Source organism: Streptomyces sparsogenes (genome assembly GCF_001704635.1).
Classification (GTDB): Bacteria; Actinomycetota; Actinomycetes; order Streptomycetales; family Streptomycetaceae; genus Streptomyces; species Streptomyces sparsogenes.
The window spans coordinates 247,655-262,858 of sequence record NZ_MAXF01000038.1; the positions used below are offsets into that span (position 1 = coordinate 247,655).

The window sequence follows — 15,204 nt, forward strand, 5'->3', positions numbered from 1 at the left end:
GTCCCGGGCGGGCCCACGCGACGACCGGCCTGCGTCTGCCGCAGCGGTGACGAGGGGCAGGGGTGATCGCGACGACGCCGGGCGAAGGTGTCACCTAGGAGACACCGAGCCCTTCCTGCCGAGGCGTACCGCCGTCGCCCGCGTCATCGGATGAGCTGCTCGCGGGGCCCAGCTCGTGCCCGCGGAAGGACAGCAGGAGCATCAGGACACTGCCGCAAGAGATCGCCCAGTCGGCGAGGTTCATCACGCTGAAGTCCCGGACCGCGATGAAGTCGACCACCGCGCCCCGCAGGTCCCCGGGGGAACGGAAGAGGCGGTCCGTGAGGTTGCCCAGCGCGCCGCCCAGCAGCAGTCCCAGCGAGATCGCCCACGGTGTGCTGGCCAACCGGCGGGACACCCGGACGATGGCGACGGCGACCGCCGCCGCTATCAGGGTGAACACGATGGTCGTCGCCTCGCCGAGGCCGAAGGCCGCGCCGGGGTTGCGCTGCACGCGCAGCTCCAGCCAGGTGCCGAGGACCGGGACGGGGGCGTGGCCCTCCAGACCCGCGACCACCGCCAGCTTGCTTCCCTGGTCGATGACGTACGCGATACCGGCGACCGCCCACAGCAGCCAAAGGCACCGTCGTTTGGCGGGTGTGCCGGTGTTGGGTGCCTCGCTTGTCGTCACGCTGGTCTCCTCGCCGTCCCGGTGTCACGCCAGCCTACGGCCGCCGGGAAAACCGCGACCGCTCAGGCGATCGCCAGCACCACCGCGAGCAGCACCGCCCCCGCCACCGCCGGCGCGATGACCTCGAACGCCCAGCGCACCTCGGGGGCGCCCTGCGCGCCCTCGCGCGTGGCGTTCGTCTCCGCGAGCGAGCGGAGTTCGCCGATGGTCCGGTCGGCCTGGGCGCGCCGCTCGTCGTCGGCGTCGGCGGCGACCTGGACGGAGGTGCGGCGGAAGGGGTCCTCGGTCGCCGCGCGCGCCTGGCGGCGGGTGGCCCGCTTGCGCTGGCGCAGCGACACCGGGATGGCCCAGAGCTGGTACTTCGCGCCGCCCGCGAGCACCTCGCTGGAGTAGCCCGCGCGGACGGCCTCCACCGAGGCCCAGGGCAGGGTGATCGTGCGGAAGGGATTGCGCACCCGCAGCCGGTCCGCGCCGGCGTACACCGCGGGCCGTACGGTGAAGGCGATCACCAGCGGCACCGCGAGCAGCAGCCCGGCGAGCGCCACCCAGGGCGTCCGCCCCTCGCCCTTGATCACCGCGTCGATCCCCAGCCAGGCGCCGATCGCGAGCAGCAGCACGCCGCCCGCGATGCCGCCCACCGAGCGGTAGACGCGGTCCGCGTACTCGGTCCCCTGGTCGGCGGTCCCCTGACCGCGCTGACCGGCGGTCCCCTGGTCGGGCTCGCGCGGGGCGGAGGAGTCGTGCGAGGAGTCGTCCGGGCTCGTCATGGGGCCGATTCTGCCGCACCGGCGCGGCGGCCCGGCGCTCCGGGACCGACCGCCCTCGGGGGTGACATTTGGCTACGCGCGTAGATATGCTCCCCTGGTGACCATGCCCACCACAGTTCCCGCATACGGCGCGGAAGCGGCCGAGCGGCTCGCGTCGATGGCGGACGTGACCGCCACCGACGGCGCGCTGCGCCGCTTCCTGCACGGCCTGCCGGGCGTCGACGCGGTCGGCCTCCAGGCCCGTGCCGCCGCCCTCGGCACCCGCTCGATCAAGACCACGGCGAAGGCGTACGCCATCGACCTGGCCATCTCCATGATCGACCTGACGACCCTGGAGGGCGCGGACACCCCGGGCAAGGTCCGGGCGCTGTGCGCCAAGGGGGTCAGCCCCGATCCGACCGACCGCTCCGTCCCCAAGGTCGCGGCGATCTGCGTCTACTCCGACATGGTCGCCACCGCCAAGCGGGCGCTGGCGGAGGCGGGCGGGTCCGAGGTCCATGTGGCCTCGGTCGCGACGGCCTTCCCCTCCGGCCGGGCGGCGCTCGCCGTCAAGCTCGCCGACACCCGGGAGGCCGTGGCCGCCGGGGCCGACGAGATTGACATGGTGATCGACCGCGGCGCCTTCCTGTCCGGCCGCTACCTCCAGGTCTTCGAGGAGATCCGGCAGGTCAAGGAGGCGTGCCGGCGTACGGACGGCAGCGGCACGGCCGCCCACCTCAAGGTCATCTTCGAGACCGGCGAGCTGGAGACCTACGACAACGTGCGCCGCGCCTCGTGGCTCGCGATGCTCGCGGGCGCCGACTTCATCAAGACCTCCACCGGCAAGGTCGCGGTCAACGCGACGCCCCCCGTCACCCTCCTCATGCTGGAGGCGGTCCGCGACTTCCGTGACACGACCGGGGTCCAGGTCGGGGTGAAGCCCGCGGGCGGCATCCGCACCTCCAAGGACGCCATCAAGTACCTGGTGCTGGTCAACGAGACACTGGGCGCGGACTGGCTGACCCCCGACTGGTTCCGCTTCGGCGCCTCCAGCCTCCTCAACGACCTGCTGATGCAGCGCCAGAAGCTGAGCACCGGACGGTACTCCGGTCCCGACTACGTGACGGTGGACTGAGGCTGCCATGACGAACCCCACGAACCCCACGAATCCCGCGAACCCCTTCGAGTACGCGCCCGCGCCCGAGTCCCGCTCCGTCGTCGAGATCGCCCCCTCCTACGGGCTCTTCATCGACGGCGAGTTCGCCGAGGCCGCCGACGGCAAGGTCTTCAAGACCGTCTCCCCCGCCACCGAGGAGTCGCTGTCCGAGGTCGCCCACGCGGGCGCCGAGGACGTGGACCGCGCGGTCAGGGCGGCCCGCAAGGCCTTCGGGAAGTGGTCCGCGCTGCCCGGCGCCGAGCGCGCCAAGTACCTCTTCCGCATCGCCCGCATCGTCCAGGAGCGCTCGCGCGAGCTGGCGGTCCTGGAGTCGCTGGACAACGGCAAGCCGATCCGCGAGTCACGCGACGTGGACCTGCCCCTGGTCGCCGCGCACTTCTTCTACTACGCGGGCTGGGCCGACAAGCTCGACTACGCCGGCTACGGCAGGGACCCCCGCCCGCTGGGCGTCGCGGGCCAGGTCATCCCGTGGAACTTCCCGCTCCTGATGCTCGCGTGGAAGATCGCCCCCGCCCTCGCCGCGGGCAACACGGTCGTCCTCAAACCCGCCGAGACGACCCCCCTGTCCGCCCTGTTCTTCGCGGACGTCTGCCGTCAGGCCGGGCTCCCCAGGGGCGTCGTCAACATCGTCACCGGCGACGGCTCGACGGGCGCCGAGCTGGTGGCCCACCCCGGCATCGACAAGGTCGCCTTCACCGGCTCCACCGAGGTCGGCAAGGCGATCGCCCGCACGGTCGCCGGTACGGAGAAGAAGGTCACCCTGGAGCTGGGCGGCAAGGCGGCCAACATCGTCTTCGACGACGCCCCCATCGACCAGGCCGTCGAGGGCATCGTGAGCGGCATCTTCTTCAACCAGGGCCACGTCTGCTGCGCGGGCTCCCGCCTCCTCGTCCAGGAGTCGATCCAGGACGAGCTGCTGGACGCGCTCAAGCGCCGGATGCGCACCCTCAGGGTCGGCGACCCGCTGGACAAGAACACCGACATCGGCGCGATCAACTCGGCCGAGCAGCTGGCCCGGATCCGTACCCTCGCCGACGCGGGCGAGGCGGAGGGCGCCGAGCGCTGGGCCCCGGAGTGCGCGCTGCCGTCCTCCGGCTACTGGTTCGCGCCCACGCTGTTCACCGGCGTCACCCAGGCCCACCGCATCGCGCGCGAGGAGATCTTCGGGCCGGTGCTGTCCGTCCTCACCTTCCGCACCCCACAGGAGGCGGTCGCCAAGGCGAACAACACCCCGTACGGGCTGTCCGCCGGCATCTGGACCGAGAAGGGCTCGCGCATCCTGTGGATGGCGAGCAGGCTCCGCGCGGGTGTGGTGTGGTCCAACACCTTCAACAAGTTCGACCCGGCCTCTCCGTTCGGCGGCTACAAGGAGTCCGGATACGGCCGCGAGGGCGGCCGCCACGGCCTGGAGGCGTACCTCGATGTCTGACGACCGCACTGAGCGCCTGAGCGTGCTCAAGACCTACAAGCTGTTCGTCGGGGGCAAGTTCCCCCGGTCCGAGAGCGGGCGGGTGTACGAGGTGACCGACCATAAGGGCAGCTGGCTCGCCAACGCGCCGCTCTCCTCCCGCAAGGACGCGCGCGACGCGGTCGTCGCCGCCCGCAAGGCGTTCGGCGGCTGGTCGGGGGCCACGGCCTACAACCGCGGCCAGATCCTCTACCGCGTCGCGGAGATGCTGGAGGGCCGCCGCGAGCAGTTCGCGCGGGAGGTCGCCGACGCGGAGGGGCTCGGCAAGTCCAAGGCCGCCGCCGTCGTGGACGCCGCGGTGGACCGCTGGGTGTGGTACGCGGGCTGGTCCGACAAGGTCGCCCAGATCGCCGGGGCGGCCAACCCGGTCGCGGGCCCGTACTTCAACCTCTCCACGCCCGAGCCGACCGGCGTGGTGGCCGTCCTGGCACCCCAGGAGTCGTCCTTCCTCGGCCTGGTCTCCGTGATCGCCCCGGCGATCGTCACCGGCAACACGACCGTGGTCGTGGCGAGCGAGCGCGCCCCGCTCCCGGCCCTGTCCCTCGGCGAGGTCCTGGCCACCTCCGACCTGCCGGGCGGCGTGGTCAACATCCTCTCCGGCCGCACCGCCGAGATCGCCGCCCCGCTCGCCGCCCACCAGGACGTCAACGCGATCGACCTGGCGGGCGCGGACCCGGAGCTGGCCCGCACGCTGGAGGAGGCGGCCGCGGACAACCTCAAGCGCGTGGTCCGTCCACAGCCTGTGGACTGGTCCGCCGACCCGGGCACGGGCCGGCTGCTGGCCTTCCTGGAGACGAAGACGGTCTGGCACCCGATGGGTGTGTGACCGTTCCGCCCTGCGGCGCCGCTCGTCGAGCGGCGCCGCAGGGGGCATCGGAGGACCCGGTCCCGGACGTCCGCGACGCGTCAGGGCTCGAGGTCGGCCACTCCCCTGCCGCTCGCGATGTCGAACGGCACCGAGGCCTGGTCGTGCGCGATCAGCCAATCGCCGTCGGTCTTCCGGAAGCAGAAGGTGGCCCGGACCCACATGCCGCTTGTCGCCGTCCCGTTCTCCAGCGTGCCGCCGAGCCGGCCGAAGCAGTGCCCGAACGCCACGTCTCCGCCCACGGTGACGGCCAGGTCGCGCACCTCGTAGCGCACCTCGCGGAAGAACGTGAACGCCCTCGCCCAGTTCTTCAGCTTCGCCTCGATCCCCACGTGTTGCAGCGGCGGTTCGACGTCGAAGGACACGACGTCCTCCGCGTAGAGCTTTCTCAGGCCCTCGAGGTCCTTGGCCCGGATCCGCTCGACGATGTTGTCGATCCGCTGCCGGATCGCGGCTTCGTCCACCTCGTGTTGCGCGGTCATGGCGCCCGTCCCTTCCGTTCCGTGTGGCGTTTCGGCCTCTCACCGGTACGACAACACAGCGGCCCGGAATGTGAGGGCGGGATGTCACAGCGGTTCCCCCGGGCCCGTCATGCCTCAAACTGGTGTCCCGTGAGCATCATTCCTCCCATAGCCGCCCGCGTCGTCCTGCTGTCCGGCCCCTCCGGCTCCGGAAAGTCGTCCCTGGCGGCCCGCACCGGCCTGCCCGTGCTCAACCTCGACGACTTCTACAAGGAGGGCGACGACCCCTCGCTGCCCCAGCTCCCGGGCGGGGCGGGGGCCGACTGGGACTCGCCGCTGTCCTGGGACGCGGACGCGGCGGTCGCGGCGATCGAGGCGCTGTGCCGTACGTCACGGGCGACGGTGCCGCTGTACGACATCGCCACCAGCGCCCGCGTCGGCGCCGAGCCGCTGGACATCGGCGGCACCCCGCTGTTCGTCGCCGAGGGGATCTTCGCCGCCGACATCATCGAGCGCTGCGGCGCGCTCGGCGTCCTCGCCGACGCCCTCTGCCTGCGCGGCCGCCCCTCCACCACCTTCCGCCGCCGGCTGCTGCGGGATCTGCGGGAGGGGCGCAAGTCCGCGCCGTATCTGCTGCGGCGGGGCTGGCGGCTGATGCGCGCGGAGCGCGGGATCGTGGCGCGGCAGACGGCGCTCGGGGCGTACCCGTGCGGGAGGGACGAGGCGCTGGGCCGGATCGCGGCCGCCGCGTGGGCCGGCCGGTTCAGCGCGAGGCCCGCGGAGTCGGCGCCGCGGAGCGCCTCGACCGGCGCCCCGTGAGCCGGGTCCCCGTCACCGTGTCGGCTTCTTCGAAAAGACGCAGTCCTTCTCGTGATCGACATTGATGATGTACCTCAGCCCCAGGCCGTCCCCGTCACGGATGAACTCCACCGGGTAATGGGTCCTCTTGTGTACGAGTTCCAGTTCCTCCCGGCCGTCGAGGTCCTCGGACAGGGCCCACCGGCCGCCTCCGGACAACCGCCGGAAGTCCTTGCCGTCGATGAGCTCGTACGCGAACTCGTCGAAGCGGAAGGTGCCGTCTTCCGCCACCTCGATCGTCCCCCCGCAGTCGCCCTTCCAGTGGCCGACCAGCTGGCCTTTGGTGACGGCTCCCTCATAGGGATCCACCGGTGCGCCGCACGCCGCGACCAGGGCCGGCACGAGTGCGGCGGAGGCCACCCACGATCTTCTGCGGTCGGACCCCATCGACGCCGGCTCCTTGCTCTGTGACGGCCGCGCTTCAGCCGCGACGCGACAGAGTACTTCGCCCCCGGCGGGCAGCGCGAAGCGGGCCCGGACAGACCCCCCGGCCATCCGGACCCGCTCGCTTCCCCCGTGTTCCCCCGTTCTTCCCCCGTGTTTCCCCCGTACGACCGACGCTCCCCCGAACGCCGGCGTCTGTGATCCCTCAGGCGACGAGCTCGCCGAAGGACTCCTCCTCGTCCCGGCCGAAGCTGAGGGCCTCGTCCTCGCGCAGCCGGCGCAGTGAGCGCCAGATGCTGCTCTTGACCGTTCCGACGCTGATGTTGAGTATGTCCGCGATCTCCGGGTCCGTCCGGCCCTCGTAGTAGCGCAGCACCAGCATGGTGCGCTGCAGCTCGGGCAGGCGCGCGAGGGCCTGCCACAGCACGGCGCGCAGCTCGGTGCCGCGCATCGCGTCGTGGTCGCCGGCCGTCTCCGGCAGCTCCTCCGTCGGGTACTCGTTGAGCTTGCGCCGGCGCCAGGCGCTGATGTGCAGGTTGGTCATCGTGCGGCGCAGGTAGCCGCCGACCGCCGCCTTGTCACTGATCCGGTTCCAGGCCCGGTAGGTCGAGAACAGCGCGCTCTGGAGCAGGTCCTCGGCCTCGAACCGGTCGCCGGTCAGGTGGTAGGCGGTGGCGTACAGGGAGGCGCGGCGCTCTTGCACGTAGGCGGTGAACTCCGCCTCCGACGCCTCGCACCGCTCCCCCGATGCCTCCCTGTACGAGCTTCCCCCGTTCCCCCCGTTTCCCCCGTTTTCTCCGCGGCCCCCGTGACCCCCGTGTCCCCCCTGGTCCGCGGAGCCCCCGGGGCCCTTGGCCCCGCCGGTGACCCCCGTGTACGCGTCAATGGCCACCATGTAAGGAGGCCGCTGACGCCCGGCGCCGCGAGCGCACCCCCGCCCGCTCACGGCACCGGACTTCTCGTTGCTCCGGCCGGCGTCGTGGAGGCGCGTGCGAATGACTGCGCTGGCATTCGTGAAGTGCAGTGTGTTCATCTCGCGCCCCCCGTCGGTGGAGCCTGCTCGGTTCGCTGGCTTCCCGGGCCGTCGTTCCTCCCGGTGCCCAAAAGACTGCCGGGCCAGTTTCATGGCCCTGTCCGCCGACTGTCACAGGCTCGTCACAGGGGCGGGGGGTGAGTGAACCTCCTGACGGCCTGACGGTCGAACTACAGGCCCCTTGTAGGCCAGAATGACCAACGTGCCTTTCCTTCTGCTGATCGAGGACGACGACGCCATCCGCACGGCCCTCGAACTCTCGCTGTCCCGCCAGGGCCACCGCGTGGCGACGGCGGCGAGCGGCGAGGACGGCCTGAAACTGCTGCGCGAGCAGCGGCCGGATCTGATCGTGCTGGATGTGATGCTGCCCGGCATCGACGGCTTCGAGGTGTGCCGCCGTATCCGGCGCACCGACCAGCTGCCGATCATCCTGCTGACCGCGCGGAGCGATGACATCGACGTCGTGGTCGGGCTGGAGTCGGGCGCGGACGACTATGTGGTCAAGCCCGTGCAGGGGCGGGTGCTGGACGCCCGTATCCGCGCGGTGCTGCGCCGCGGTGAGCGGGAGGCCAATGACTCGGCGTCCTTCGGGTCCCTGGTCATCGACCGGGCGGCCATGACCGTGACCAAGAACGGCGAGGATCTGCAGCTCACCCCCACTGAGCTGCGGCTGCTGCTGGAGCTGAGCCGCAGGCCGGGGCAGGCGCTGTCGCGGCAGCAGCTGCTGCGTCTGGTGTGGGAGCACGACTACCTCGGTGACTCCCGGCTGGTGGACGCGTGCGTACAGCGACTGCGCGCGAAGGTGGAGGACGTGCCGTCGTCCCCGACCCTGATCCGTACGGTGCGCGGGGTCGGATACCGGCTGGACGCGCCGCAGTGAACCCGGCGGTAGCCGGCGGAGGGAAGCCCGGCCGGGTGCGCGGCTGGGCCGCGGGGCTGTTGCGGTGGCTCAGCCTGAGGCTGCGGCTGATGCTCGTGTTCGGGCTCGTGGCGCTGGCGGCCGCCGTGTCCGCGTCGGCGATCGCGTACTGGCTGAATCGCGACGCGGTGCTCACCCGCACCCAGGACGCGGCGCTCGACGACTTCCGCAAGTCGCTCAAGGAGGCCACCGACCCGCTGCCCGCCGTGCCGACCTGTCCCGAATTGCAGGACGCCGCGGACCGGATGGCGGACAACACCCAGAAGTACGAGGTGCTGCTGATCGCCCGGACCGAGGGTGGCGGCCCGTGCACCGCGGCCTCCGCGGACGATCTGCTGACGCCGAGGACCGTGCCGGAGTCGCTGCGCAGCGCGGTCGACAGGAAACGCGCCGTCGCGGGCTCCAATACCTCCCCCTATCACCTCTACTGGCAGCGGATCACGGTGAAGGGCACCCCGTACCTGATCGGCGGCGCCCGGGTGAACGGCGGCGGGCCGACCGGCTACATGCTGAAGTCCCTGGAGAACGAGCGCCAGGACCTGAACTCCCTGGCCTGGTCCCTGGGCATCGCCACCGCCCTGGCGCTGATCGGCTCCGCGCTGCTCGCGCAGGCCGCCGCGGCCACGGTGCTGCGGCCGGTGCAGCGGCTCGGGGAGGCGGCGCACCGGCTGGGCGAGGGTCACCTCGACACCCGTCTCGAGGTCTCCGGCACCGACGAGCTGGCCAATCTCTCCCGTACCTTCAACCGGGCCGCGGAGCGTCTCGAGAAGCGGGTGGCGGAGCTCAGCGCGCGGGAGGCGGCCAGCCGCCGCTTCGTCGCGGACATGTCGCATGAGCTGCGTACCCCGCTCACCGCGATCACGGCGGTGACGGAGGTGCTGGAAGAGGAGACCGACGCGCTCGACCCGATGATCGCCCCGGCGGTGCAGCTCGTGGTGAGCGAGACCCGGCGGCTGAACGACCTGGTGGAGAACCTGATGGAGGTGACCCGCTTCGACGCGGGCACGGCACGGCTGGTGCTCGACGACGTGGATGTCGCGGACCAGGTGACGGCGTGCATCGACGCGCGGGCGTGGCTGGACGCGGTCGAGCTGGACGCGGAGCGGGGCATCGTGGCCCGGCTGGACCCCCGGCGGCTCGACGTCATCCTCGCCAACCTGATCGGGAACGCGCTCAAGCACGGCGGCTCGCCGGTCCGGGTCTCGGTGCGGCCGGTGGACGACGAGCTGCTGATCCAGGTCCGGGACCACGGCCCGGGCATTCCGAAGGACGTGCTTCCGCATGTCTTCGACCGCTTCTACAAGGCCAGCGCCTCCCGGCCCCGGTCGGAGGGCAGCGGCCTCGGCCTGTCGATCGCGCTGGAGAACGCGCACATCCACGGCGGCGAGATCACCGCGGACAACTCTCCGGACGGCGGCGCCGTCTTCACGCTGCGCCTGCCCATGGACGCCTCGCGGCTCAGCCAGCCGGATCAGGGGCCTGGCCAGGGTTCCGGTCAGGGCGCGGGCCAGGGCGGCGGCCAGGGTGCCGCGGGCCGGAGTGACGCCCGGGGCGAGGGCGAGGGCCGGGACGCCGGTCGGCGCGGCCCTGACGAGGGGAGCGAGCGATGAGGCGGCGAGCGGCGGGCGCGCTGCTCGGGGCGGTGGCGCTGCTGACCGCCGGCTGCGGCATCCGCGGCACGTCCGTGCCGGTGGACGCCGGACCGGCCCCCTCGCGCGCGTCCTGCCAGGCGCCCGAGCCGGGGCGGTCGGCCGAGGGCGCGGGCCGGGTCACCGTACGGGTCTATCTGCTGTGCACCTCGCGGCTCCTCTCGGTGAGCCGCGGCGCGCCGGCGACGGACGACAAGACGGCCCAGCGGCCGCTGGAGCGCGCCCGGGCCCTGCTGGAACAGCTGCAGCAGCCGCCGTCGGCGGCCGAGGAGGGGGCGGGGTTCACCACCGCGGTGGAGGACTGGGTGCGCGTCTCGGGCCCGGCCCAGGACGACCCGGATCACGCGCTGCGGCTGAACCGGCTGCCGGAGGAGCTGCAGTCCTACGCGCTCGCGCAGATCGTCTGCACCTACGCGGACACCCCCGTGGCGGACTCCAGGCACCGGGTGGTGCTCGGCGGCCCGGACGCGAAGCGGGACCCGCTCAAGACTTACGAGTGCACGGAGGAGATGCGCCGGCACCCCGAGATCGCGGTGAATTCCGGCGTTCTCGTGCCCTAGGTGTATTGACCCGCAGGGTTGTTCACGCGGCTGATCGGTGGGCGGCCGCCGGCGGACTCACCGGTAACCCGTTTGCCACCAGCGCGGCCGCGGCGGAACCACGACCCCCGCACCCGGCGTCCTGAGAGGCGTGCAGGGTCATGGTTCCGGCCGCCGCAGGGCCGCCTTCCGCTTCCGCGCCGCGGGCTTCGTCCTCCTCGTCGCACACCTGTCATACGTGTGCTGGCTGACCCTGCGCCCGCTGTCCGCGCCCTGGGTGACCGCCGTGACCCTCGAACCGCTCGCCACCATCCGCGCCGACCTGGCGCTCGGCCCCTGGGAGGCCGCCCGCAGCATCGGCGGGGGACTGCTGCTGCTCGCGCCGCTGGGGGTGCTGCTGCCGCTGGCGGGGGGCCGGGTGACGGTCTACCCGCTGGCCTCGTTCGCCCGGACGGTCTTCACCGGCGCGATGATCTCCCTGGCGATCGCGCTCGTACACAGCGAGCTGACCGGCCAGATCATGAACGTCGACACGGTGCTGCTCAACACGGCGGGCGTCGCGCTCGCGCACCTCGCGGTGGTCCCGGCCGTACGGAGCCGGCTGCGCCGGCGGGCGGACCGGAAGCGGACCGCCGCCCTCATGGCGAACGAGGGCCGACCGGAGGACTGGGACGAGGGCGCCCAGACCATGACCCCGTCCCTGTCCCGGGTCGGGGTCGCGCCGTAACGGAAGGCGGCTGGAGGAGCAAGCGGCCGCGAAGCGCCACAGGGGCCCGCACCCCCTCCGGGTGTGCGAGCCCCTTCGCCCGTGGGTACGCCCGCGGGGACGCCCGTGATGACCGGGCTCAGCCCAGCAGGCCGCTCGGCAGACCGGCCGGCAGACCGCCGGGCTTCAGGGCGCTCGGCTGGAGGGGCAGGTTGCCCAGCAGGCCCTTGTCGTTGGGGCCGGGCTGGCCCGGACGCGGGGCATGACCCGGCTGCCCGGCCCCGACGCCCATGCTGTGCGCGGGCCCGGCCGGGGCGTTGCCGACCGCGGCCGCGCTGCCGCCTCCGGCCATGACGGCGACCGCGCCGAGGGCAATGGCGCCGAGGGTCTTGATGGTTCCCTGCTTCATCAGAAATCTGTCCTTGAGACGGGGGCTTGACCGGTACGGCAACGTAGCGATGGATTTCCGCTCCCCGCAAACCCGGAAAAGCACTCACCGGCTGCCCACCGGCCGTTTATCACCGTCCGCGCGATCACTTGCCCTCGGCGCCGGACCCCCTGGTCACGGGGGATGCCGAGGCCATCCGACGGAACAGCCATTCGGACTTCAATTCGGCATATCCGGGCTTGATCACGTCATTGATCATCGCCAGACGTTCATCAAAAGGAATGAACGCTGATTTCATTGCATTGACCGTAAACCATTGCATGTCGTCGAGCGTGTAGTGGAACGTCGAAACGAGGTGCGCGAATTCGTCGCTCATGCTCGTGCCGCTCATCAGACGATTATCCGTATTCACGGTCGCCCGGAATTGCAGCCGGCGGAGCAGTCCGATGGGATGCTCGGCGTACGAGCGGGCGGCCCCGGTCTGGAGGTTGGAGGTCGGGCACAGCTCCAGCGGGATGCGCTTGTCCCGGACGTACGAGGCGAGCCGGCCGAGGGTCACGCTGCCGTCGTCGGCGACCTGGATGTCGTCGATGATGCGGACGCCGTGGCCGAGCCGGTCGGCGCCGCACCACTGGAGCGCCTGCCAGATGGAGGGCAGCCCGAAGGCCTCGCCCGCGTGGATCGTGAAGTGGTTGTTCTCCCGCTTCAGATACTCGAAGGCGTCGAGGTGGCGGGTGGGCGGGTAGCCCGCCTCGGCACCCGCGATGTCGAAGCCGACGACGCCGCGGTCGCGGAAGCCGTTGGCGAGTTCGGCGATCTCCAGCGCGCGGGCCGCGTGGCGCATCGCGGTGAGCAGGGCGCCGACGCGGATGCGGTGGCCGTTCTCCCCGGCCCGCCGCTCCCCCTCGCGGAAGCCCTCGTTGACCGCCTCGACGACCTGCTCCAGCGTCAGCCCCCGGGTCAGGTGCTGCTCGGGGGCGTAGCGCACCTCGGCGTAGACGACCCCGTCCGCGGCCAGGTCCTCGGCGCACTCGGCGGCGACCCGGAACAGCGCGTCGCGGGTCTGCATGACGCCGCAGGTGTGCGCGAAGGTCTCCAGGTAGCGCTCGAGCGAACCGGAGTCGGCGGCCTCCCGGAACCAGTCGCCGAGCTTCCGCGGATCGCTCTCCGGCAGCGCGTCATAGCCCGTCTCCCGGGCGAGTTCGGCGACGGTGGCGGGGCGCAGCCCGCCGTCGAGGTGGTCGTGCAGCAGCACCTTGGGGGCTCGGCGGATCTGCTCGGGGGTGGGTCGGTCGTGGTACTCGCTCGTCATCTGCGCACCATACCCCTACGCGCGTAGATCGTGTCGCCGCGCACCTCCGCCAACTGGCCTCGATAGATATGCAACAGTGACCCGCACGAGTGGTGGAGTACACCGCTCCTTCTGCGATTGTTCTGCCATGGCTCAGCAAGCGTTGCCCGAGCGGGGCGCCCGGTTGGGGCGGCCGAGAGGCGCGGCCGCCGCGCGAGAGACCGTCCACGGCGTGGTGTTGCTGCTCCCCGGCGGCCCGGAGACCGGCACGGGGCGGCCCTCCCGGCTGTCGGTGGCGACGATGCTGCCGCTGGCCCGGCGGCTGGTCCGGGCGGGCCGCGCCGAGGGGCTGACCGCCCATGCCGTCCACTACCGCCACCGCGGCTGGAACGGCGACGCGGCCCACCCGGCCGAGGACGCCGCCTGGGCGGTGGACGAGGTGGTGCGGCGCTACGGCGATGTGCCCGTCTGCCTCATCGGCCACGGCATGGGCGCCCGCGCCGCCCTGCGCGCCGCCGGCCACGAGGCCGTCGACGCGGTGGTCGCCCTGGCCCCCTGGCTGCCGGAGCCGGACGCCCAGCTCACCCCGGAGCCGGTGAAGCAGCTGGTCGGACGGCAGGTCCTCATCGCCCACGGCACCAACGACCAGCGCACCGACCCCGAGTTGTCCTACCGGCTCGCCGAACGGGCCAAGAAGATCAACCGCGACGTGTGCCGCTTCGAGGTGCACGCCGACGGCCACGGCCTCCACCACCACCGCTCCGAAGTACAGGCCCTGGCCGCCGACTTCCTGCTCGGCTCCCTCTTCGCCCACGGCTACTCCCGCCCCGTAGCCGACGCCCTCGCCGCCCCACCCCCGCTGGGCCTGCGCATGCCCCTGGCGGCGGGCTTCGGCTCGACGCTGCCGCGCTGAGGCCGGCCCCCGGCCGGACGCGGCCGGACGGGCCTCAGCGCGGGAGGAGTTGACCGCGGCGGCTCAGGAGGAAGCGTTTGAAGGCGGCGACCGGGGCGGTGTCGGGGTGGCCGTCGAGCCAGGCGACGCCGATTTCGCGGACGGCTCGGGGGGCGGTGACGGTGAGTTCGGCGACGCCGGGGCGGGGGACGGCGGGGGGTGGGAGGAGGGCGACGCCGAGGCCGGCGGCGACCAGGCCGCGGAGGGTCTCGGCCTCCTCGCCCTCGAAGGCGATCCTGGGTTTGAAGCCCGCCTCGGCGCACAGGGCGTCGGTGATGCGCCGCAGGCCGTAGCCCGGTTCGAGGGTGACGAACAGCTCGGAGGCGGCCTCGGCCAGTCTGATGCGCTTGCGGCCGGCGAGCCGGTGGTCGTCGGGGACGACCAGGCGGAGCCGCTGTTCGTCGAGGCGGCGGGCGACCAGGTCCGGGGCGTCGGGGACGGGGGAGGTGAGGCAGAGGTCGAGGTCGCCGGCGCGCATCCGCTCGATCATCGCCTCGCCGTAGTTCTGGACGAGTTGGAAGCGCACGCGCGGGTGGTCGACGCGGAAGGCGCGGATGAGACCGGGTACGGTCTCCGAGCCGAGGGTGTGGAGAAACCCGAAGGCGATCTTGCCGGCGGCCGGGTCGGCGTCGGCCCGTACGGACTCGGCGGCGCGCTCGACCTCGGCGAGGGCCCGTTCCACGGCGCGCAGGAAGGTGCGGCCGGCGGGGGTGAGGGCGACGGTGCGGCCGCGGCGGGCGAACAGCGCGACGCCGAGGTCCGCTTCGAGGCGTACCATCGCCCGGCTGAGCGTCGACTGGGGGACGCCGAGCCACTGCGCGGCCCGGGTGACGTGCTCGTGCTGGGCCACGGCCGCGAACTGGACGAGGCGGGGGGTCAGGGCCGCGGCCCAGGAGTCGGCCTCGAACTCGGCCATCACGCGGTCGGCGGGCGGCGAGCCTGGCGGGGGTGGTGGCGGTGGTGTCGGGCGGCCGGTTGTCACGGGAATGTCTTTTTCATTGCTGAGGCGTGACAACGATCTCGCTGACCTCGGCTGATGCGGCACAGCATCGATTATGGCAATTCCGTGCATTGGACGCATCAAAATGGGAGCACATA

Annotated in this window: 17 protein-coding genes; 9 read left to right on the forward strand and 8 right to left on the reverse strand. The window is 72.3% G+C overall.

Annotated elements, in window-relative coordinates:
* Nucleotides 1-94: 94 nt before the first annotated feature.
* Nucleotides 95-670, reverse strand: coding sequence for a signal peptidase II (lspA, locus tag BBH68_RS09140; protein WP_065960512.1), 576 nt, complete (start codon nucleotides 668-670; stop codon nucleotides 95-97).
* A 62-nt stretch (nucleotides 671-732) separates the two neighbouring features.
* A complete protein-coding gene (locus BBH68_RS09145; protein WP_065960513.1) occupies nucleotides 733-1,437 on the reverse strand; it encodes a PH domain-containing protein in 705 nt (234 codons plus the stop codon).
* 103 nt (nucleotides 1,438-1,540) lie between these two features.
* Here BBH68_RS09145 and deoC point away from each other — a divergent pair, with 103 nt between their 5' ends.
* The 3 genes from deoC to BBH68_RS09160 are packed head-to-tail and all read left to right on the forward strand — an operon-like array spanning nucleotide 1,541 to nucleotide 4,887.
* Nucleotides 1,541-2,551 carry a deoxyribose-phosphate aldolase gene (gene deoC / locus BBH68_RS09150; protein ID WP_170066549.1) on the forward strand — a complete coding sequence of 337 codons (1,011 nt, stop codon included), beginning with the start codon at nucleotides 1,541-1,543 and terminating at the stop codon, nucleotides 2,549-2,551.
* Between the two features lie 7 nt (nucleotides 2,552-2,558).
* Nucleotides 2,559-4,022, forward strand: a complete 1,464-nt coding sequence (locus BBH68_RS09155) for an aldehyde dehydrogenase family protein (RefSeq protein ID WP_065960516.1) — start codon at nucleotides 2,559-2,561, stop codon at nucleotides 4,020-4,022.
* Nucleotides 4,015-4,887 (forward strand): aldehyde dehydrogenase family protein, encoded by an 873-nt coding sequence (locus BBH68_RS09160; protein WP_065960518.1) that lies wholly within the window; start codon nucleotides 4,015-4,017, stop codon nucleotides 4,885-4,887. The genes BBH68_RS09155 and BBH68_RS09160 overlap by 8 nt, the downstream gene beginning before the upstream one ends.
* An 80-nt stretch (nucleotides 4,888-4,967) precedes the next feature.
* Here BBH68_RS09160 and BBH68_RS09165 read toward each other — a convergent pair whose 3' ends face one another.
* Nucleotides 4,968-5,408 (reverse strand): YybH family protein, encoded by a 441-nt coding sequence (locus BBH68_RS09165; protein WP_065960519.1) that lies wholly within the window; start codon nucleotides 5,406-5,408, stop codon nucleotides 4,968-4,970.
* Between the two features lie 81 nt (nucleotides 5,409-5,489).
* Between BBH68_RS09165 and BBH68_RS09170 the strand changes: the two genes are divergently transcribed.
* Nucleotides 5,490-6,206 carry an ATP-binding protein gene (locus BBH68_RS09170; RefSeq protein ID WP_065960520.1) on the forward strand — a complete coding sequence of 239 codons (717 nt, stop codon included), beginning with the start codon at nucleotides 5,490-5,492 and terminating at the stop codon, nucleotides 6,204-6,206.
* Between the two features lie 12 nt (nucleotides 6,207-6,218).
* Here the strand turns inward: BBH68_RS09170 and BBH68_RS09175 are convergent, their stop codons facing one another.
* On the reverse strand, nucleotides 6,219-6,632 hold the full coding sequence (locus BBH68_RS09175; RefSeq protein WP_065960521.1) for a hypothetical protein: 414 nt from the start codon (nucleotides 6,630-6,632) through the stop codon (nucleotides 6,219-6,221).
* Nucleotides 6,633-6,834: 202 nt separating this feature from the next.
* Nucleotides 6,835-7,662, reverse strand: coding sequence for a SigE family RNA polymerase sigma factor (locus BBH68_RS39060; RefSeq protein WP_076972200.1), 828 nt, complete (start codon nucleotides 7,660-7,662; stop codon nucleotides 6,835-6,837).
* A gap of 202 nt (nucleotides 7,663-7,864) precedes the next feature.
* On the opposite strand from BBH68_RS39060, the gene afsQ1 reads away from it, so the two are divergent.
* The 4 genes from afsQ1 (at nucleotide 7,865) to BBH68_RS09200 (ending at nucleotide 11,496) form a co-directional block, all read left to right on the forward strand.
* On the forward strand, nucleotides 7,865-8,542 hold the full coding sequence (gene afsQ1, locus BBH68_RS09185; RefSeq protein ID WP_174588994.1) for a two-component system response regulator AfsQ1: 678 nt from the start codon (nucleotides 7,865-7,867) through the stop codon (nucleotides 8,540-8,542).
* A gap of 59 nt (nucleotides 8,543-8,601) precedes the next feature.
* Nucleotides 8,602-10,191: an ATP-binding protein gene (locus BBH68_RS09190; RefSeq protein WP_065960620.1), complete on the forward strand. Its 1,590-nt coding sequence runs from the start codon at nucleotides 8,602-8,604 to the stop codon at nucleotides 10,189-10,191.
* Nucleotides 10,188-10,790, forward strand: coding sequence for a hypothetical protein (locus BBH68_RS09195; RefSeq protein WP_065960526.1), 603 nt, complete (start codon nucleotides 10,188-10,190; stop codon nucleotides 10,788-10,790). The genes BBH68_RS09190 and BBH68_RS09195 overlap by 4 nt, the downstream gene beginning before the upstream one ends.
* A gap of 130 nt (nucleotides 10,791-10,920) precedes the next feature.
* Nucleotides 10,921-11,496: a VanZ family protein gene (locus BBH68_RS09200; RefSeq protein ID WP_065960528.1), complete on the forward strand. Its 576-nt coding sequence runs from the start codon at nucleotides 10,921-10,923 to the stop codon at nucleotides 11,494-11,496.
* A gap of 118 nt (nucleotides 11,497-11,614) precedes the next feature.
* Here BBH68_RS09200 and BBH68_RS09205 read toward each other — a convergent pair whose 3' ends face one another.
* Nucleotides 11,615-11,884 (reverse strand): hypothetical protein, encoded by a 270-nt coding sequence (locus tag BBH68_RS09205; RefSeq protein ID WP_065960529.1) that lies wholly within the window; start codon nucleotides 11,882-11,884, stop codon nucleotides 11,615-11,617.
* A gap of 124 nt (nucleotides 11,885-12,008) precedes the next feature.
* Nucleotides 12,009-13,175 (reverse strand): adenosine deaminase, encoded by a 1,167-nt coding sequence (locus BBH68_RS09210; protein ID WP_065960531.1) that lies wholly within the window; start codon nucleotides 13,173-13,175, stop codon nucleotides 12,009-12,011.
* Between the two features lie 127 nt (nucleotides 13,176-13,302).
* On the opposite strand from BBH68_RS09210, the gene BBH68_RS09215 reads away from it, so the two are divergent.
* On the forward strand, nucleotides 13,303-14,067 hold the full coding sequence (locus BBH68_RS09215) for an alpha/beta hydrolase (RefSeq protein WP_076972203.1): 765 nt from the start codon (nucleotides 13,303-13,305) through the stop codon (nucleotides 14,065-14,067).
* 34 nt (nucleotides 14,068-14,101) lie between these two features.
* On the opposite strand, the gene BBH68_RS09220 is transcribed toward BBH68_RS09215, so the two are convergent.
* Complete coding sequence (locus BBH68_RS09220; protein WP_065960533.1) at nucleotides 14,102-15,022, reverse strand: LysR family transcriptional regulator; 921 nt, start codon at nucleotides 15,020-15,022, stop codon at nucleotides 14,102-14,104.
* Nucleotides 15,023-15,204 lie beyond the last annotated feature (182 nt).

Bases quoted from the DNA above. Each gene is read 5' to 3' on its own strand.
- BBH68_RS39060 (WP_076972200.1), bottom strand. From the start codon at position 7,662: ATGAACACACTGCACTTCACGAATGCCAGCGCAGTCATTCGCACGCGC.
- deoC (WP_170066549.1), top strand. From the start codon at position 1,541: ATGCCCACCACAGTTCCCGCATACGGCGCGGAAGCGGCCGAGCGGCTC.
- BBH68_RS09215 (WP_076972203.1), top strand. From the start codon at position 13,303: ATGGCTCAGCAAGCGTTGCCCGAGCGGGGCGCCCGGTTGGGGCGGCCG.
- BBH68_RS09170 (WP_065960520.1), top strand. From the start codon at position 5,490: ATGTCACAGCGGTTCCCCCGGGCCCGTCATGCCTCAAACTGGTGTCCC.
- BBH68_RS09220 (WP_065960533.1), bottom strand. From the start codon at position 15,022: ATGGCCGAGTTCGAGGCCGACTCCTGGGCCGCGGCCCTGACCCCCCGC.
- BBH68_RS09175 (WP_065960521.1), bottom strand. From the start codon at position 6,632: ATGGGGTCCGACCGCAGAAGATCGTGGGTGGCCTCCGCCGCACTCGTG.
- BBH68_RS09160 (WP_065960518.1), top strand. From the start codon at position 4,015: ATGTCTGACGACCGCACTGAGCGCCTGAGCGTGCTCAAGACCTACAAG.
- BBH68_RS09145 (WP_065960513.1), bottom strand. From the start codon at position 1,437: ATGACGAGCCCGGACGACTCCTCGCACGACTCCTCCGCCCCGCGCGAG.
- BBH68_RS09210 (WP_065960531.1), bottom strand. From the start codon at position 13,175: ATGACGAGCGAGTACCACGACCGACCCACCCCCGAGCAGATCCGCCGA.
- BBH68_RS09165 (WP_065960519.1), bottom strand. From the start codon at position 5,408: ATGACCGCGCAACACGAGGTGGACGAAGCCGCGATCCGGCAGCGGATC.
- BBH68_RS09195 (WP_065960526.1), top strand. From the start codon at position 10,188: ATGAGGCGGCGAGCGGCGGGCGCGCTGCTCGGGGCGGTGGCGCTGCTG.
- BBH68_RS09155 (WP_065960516.1), top strand. From the start codon at position 2,559: ATGACGAACCCCACGAACCCCACGAATCCCGCGAACCCCTTCGAGTAC.
- BBH68_RS09205 (WP_065960529.1), bottom strand. From the start codon at position 11,884: ATGAAGCAGGGAACCATCAAGACCCTCGGCGCCATTGCCCTCGGCGCG.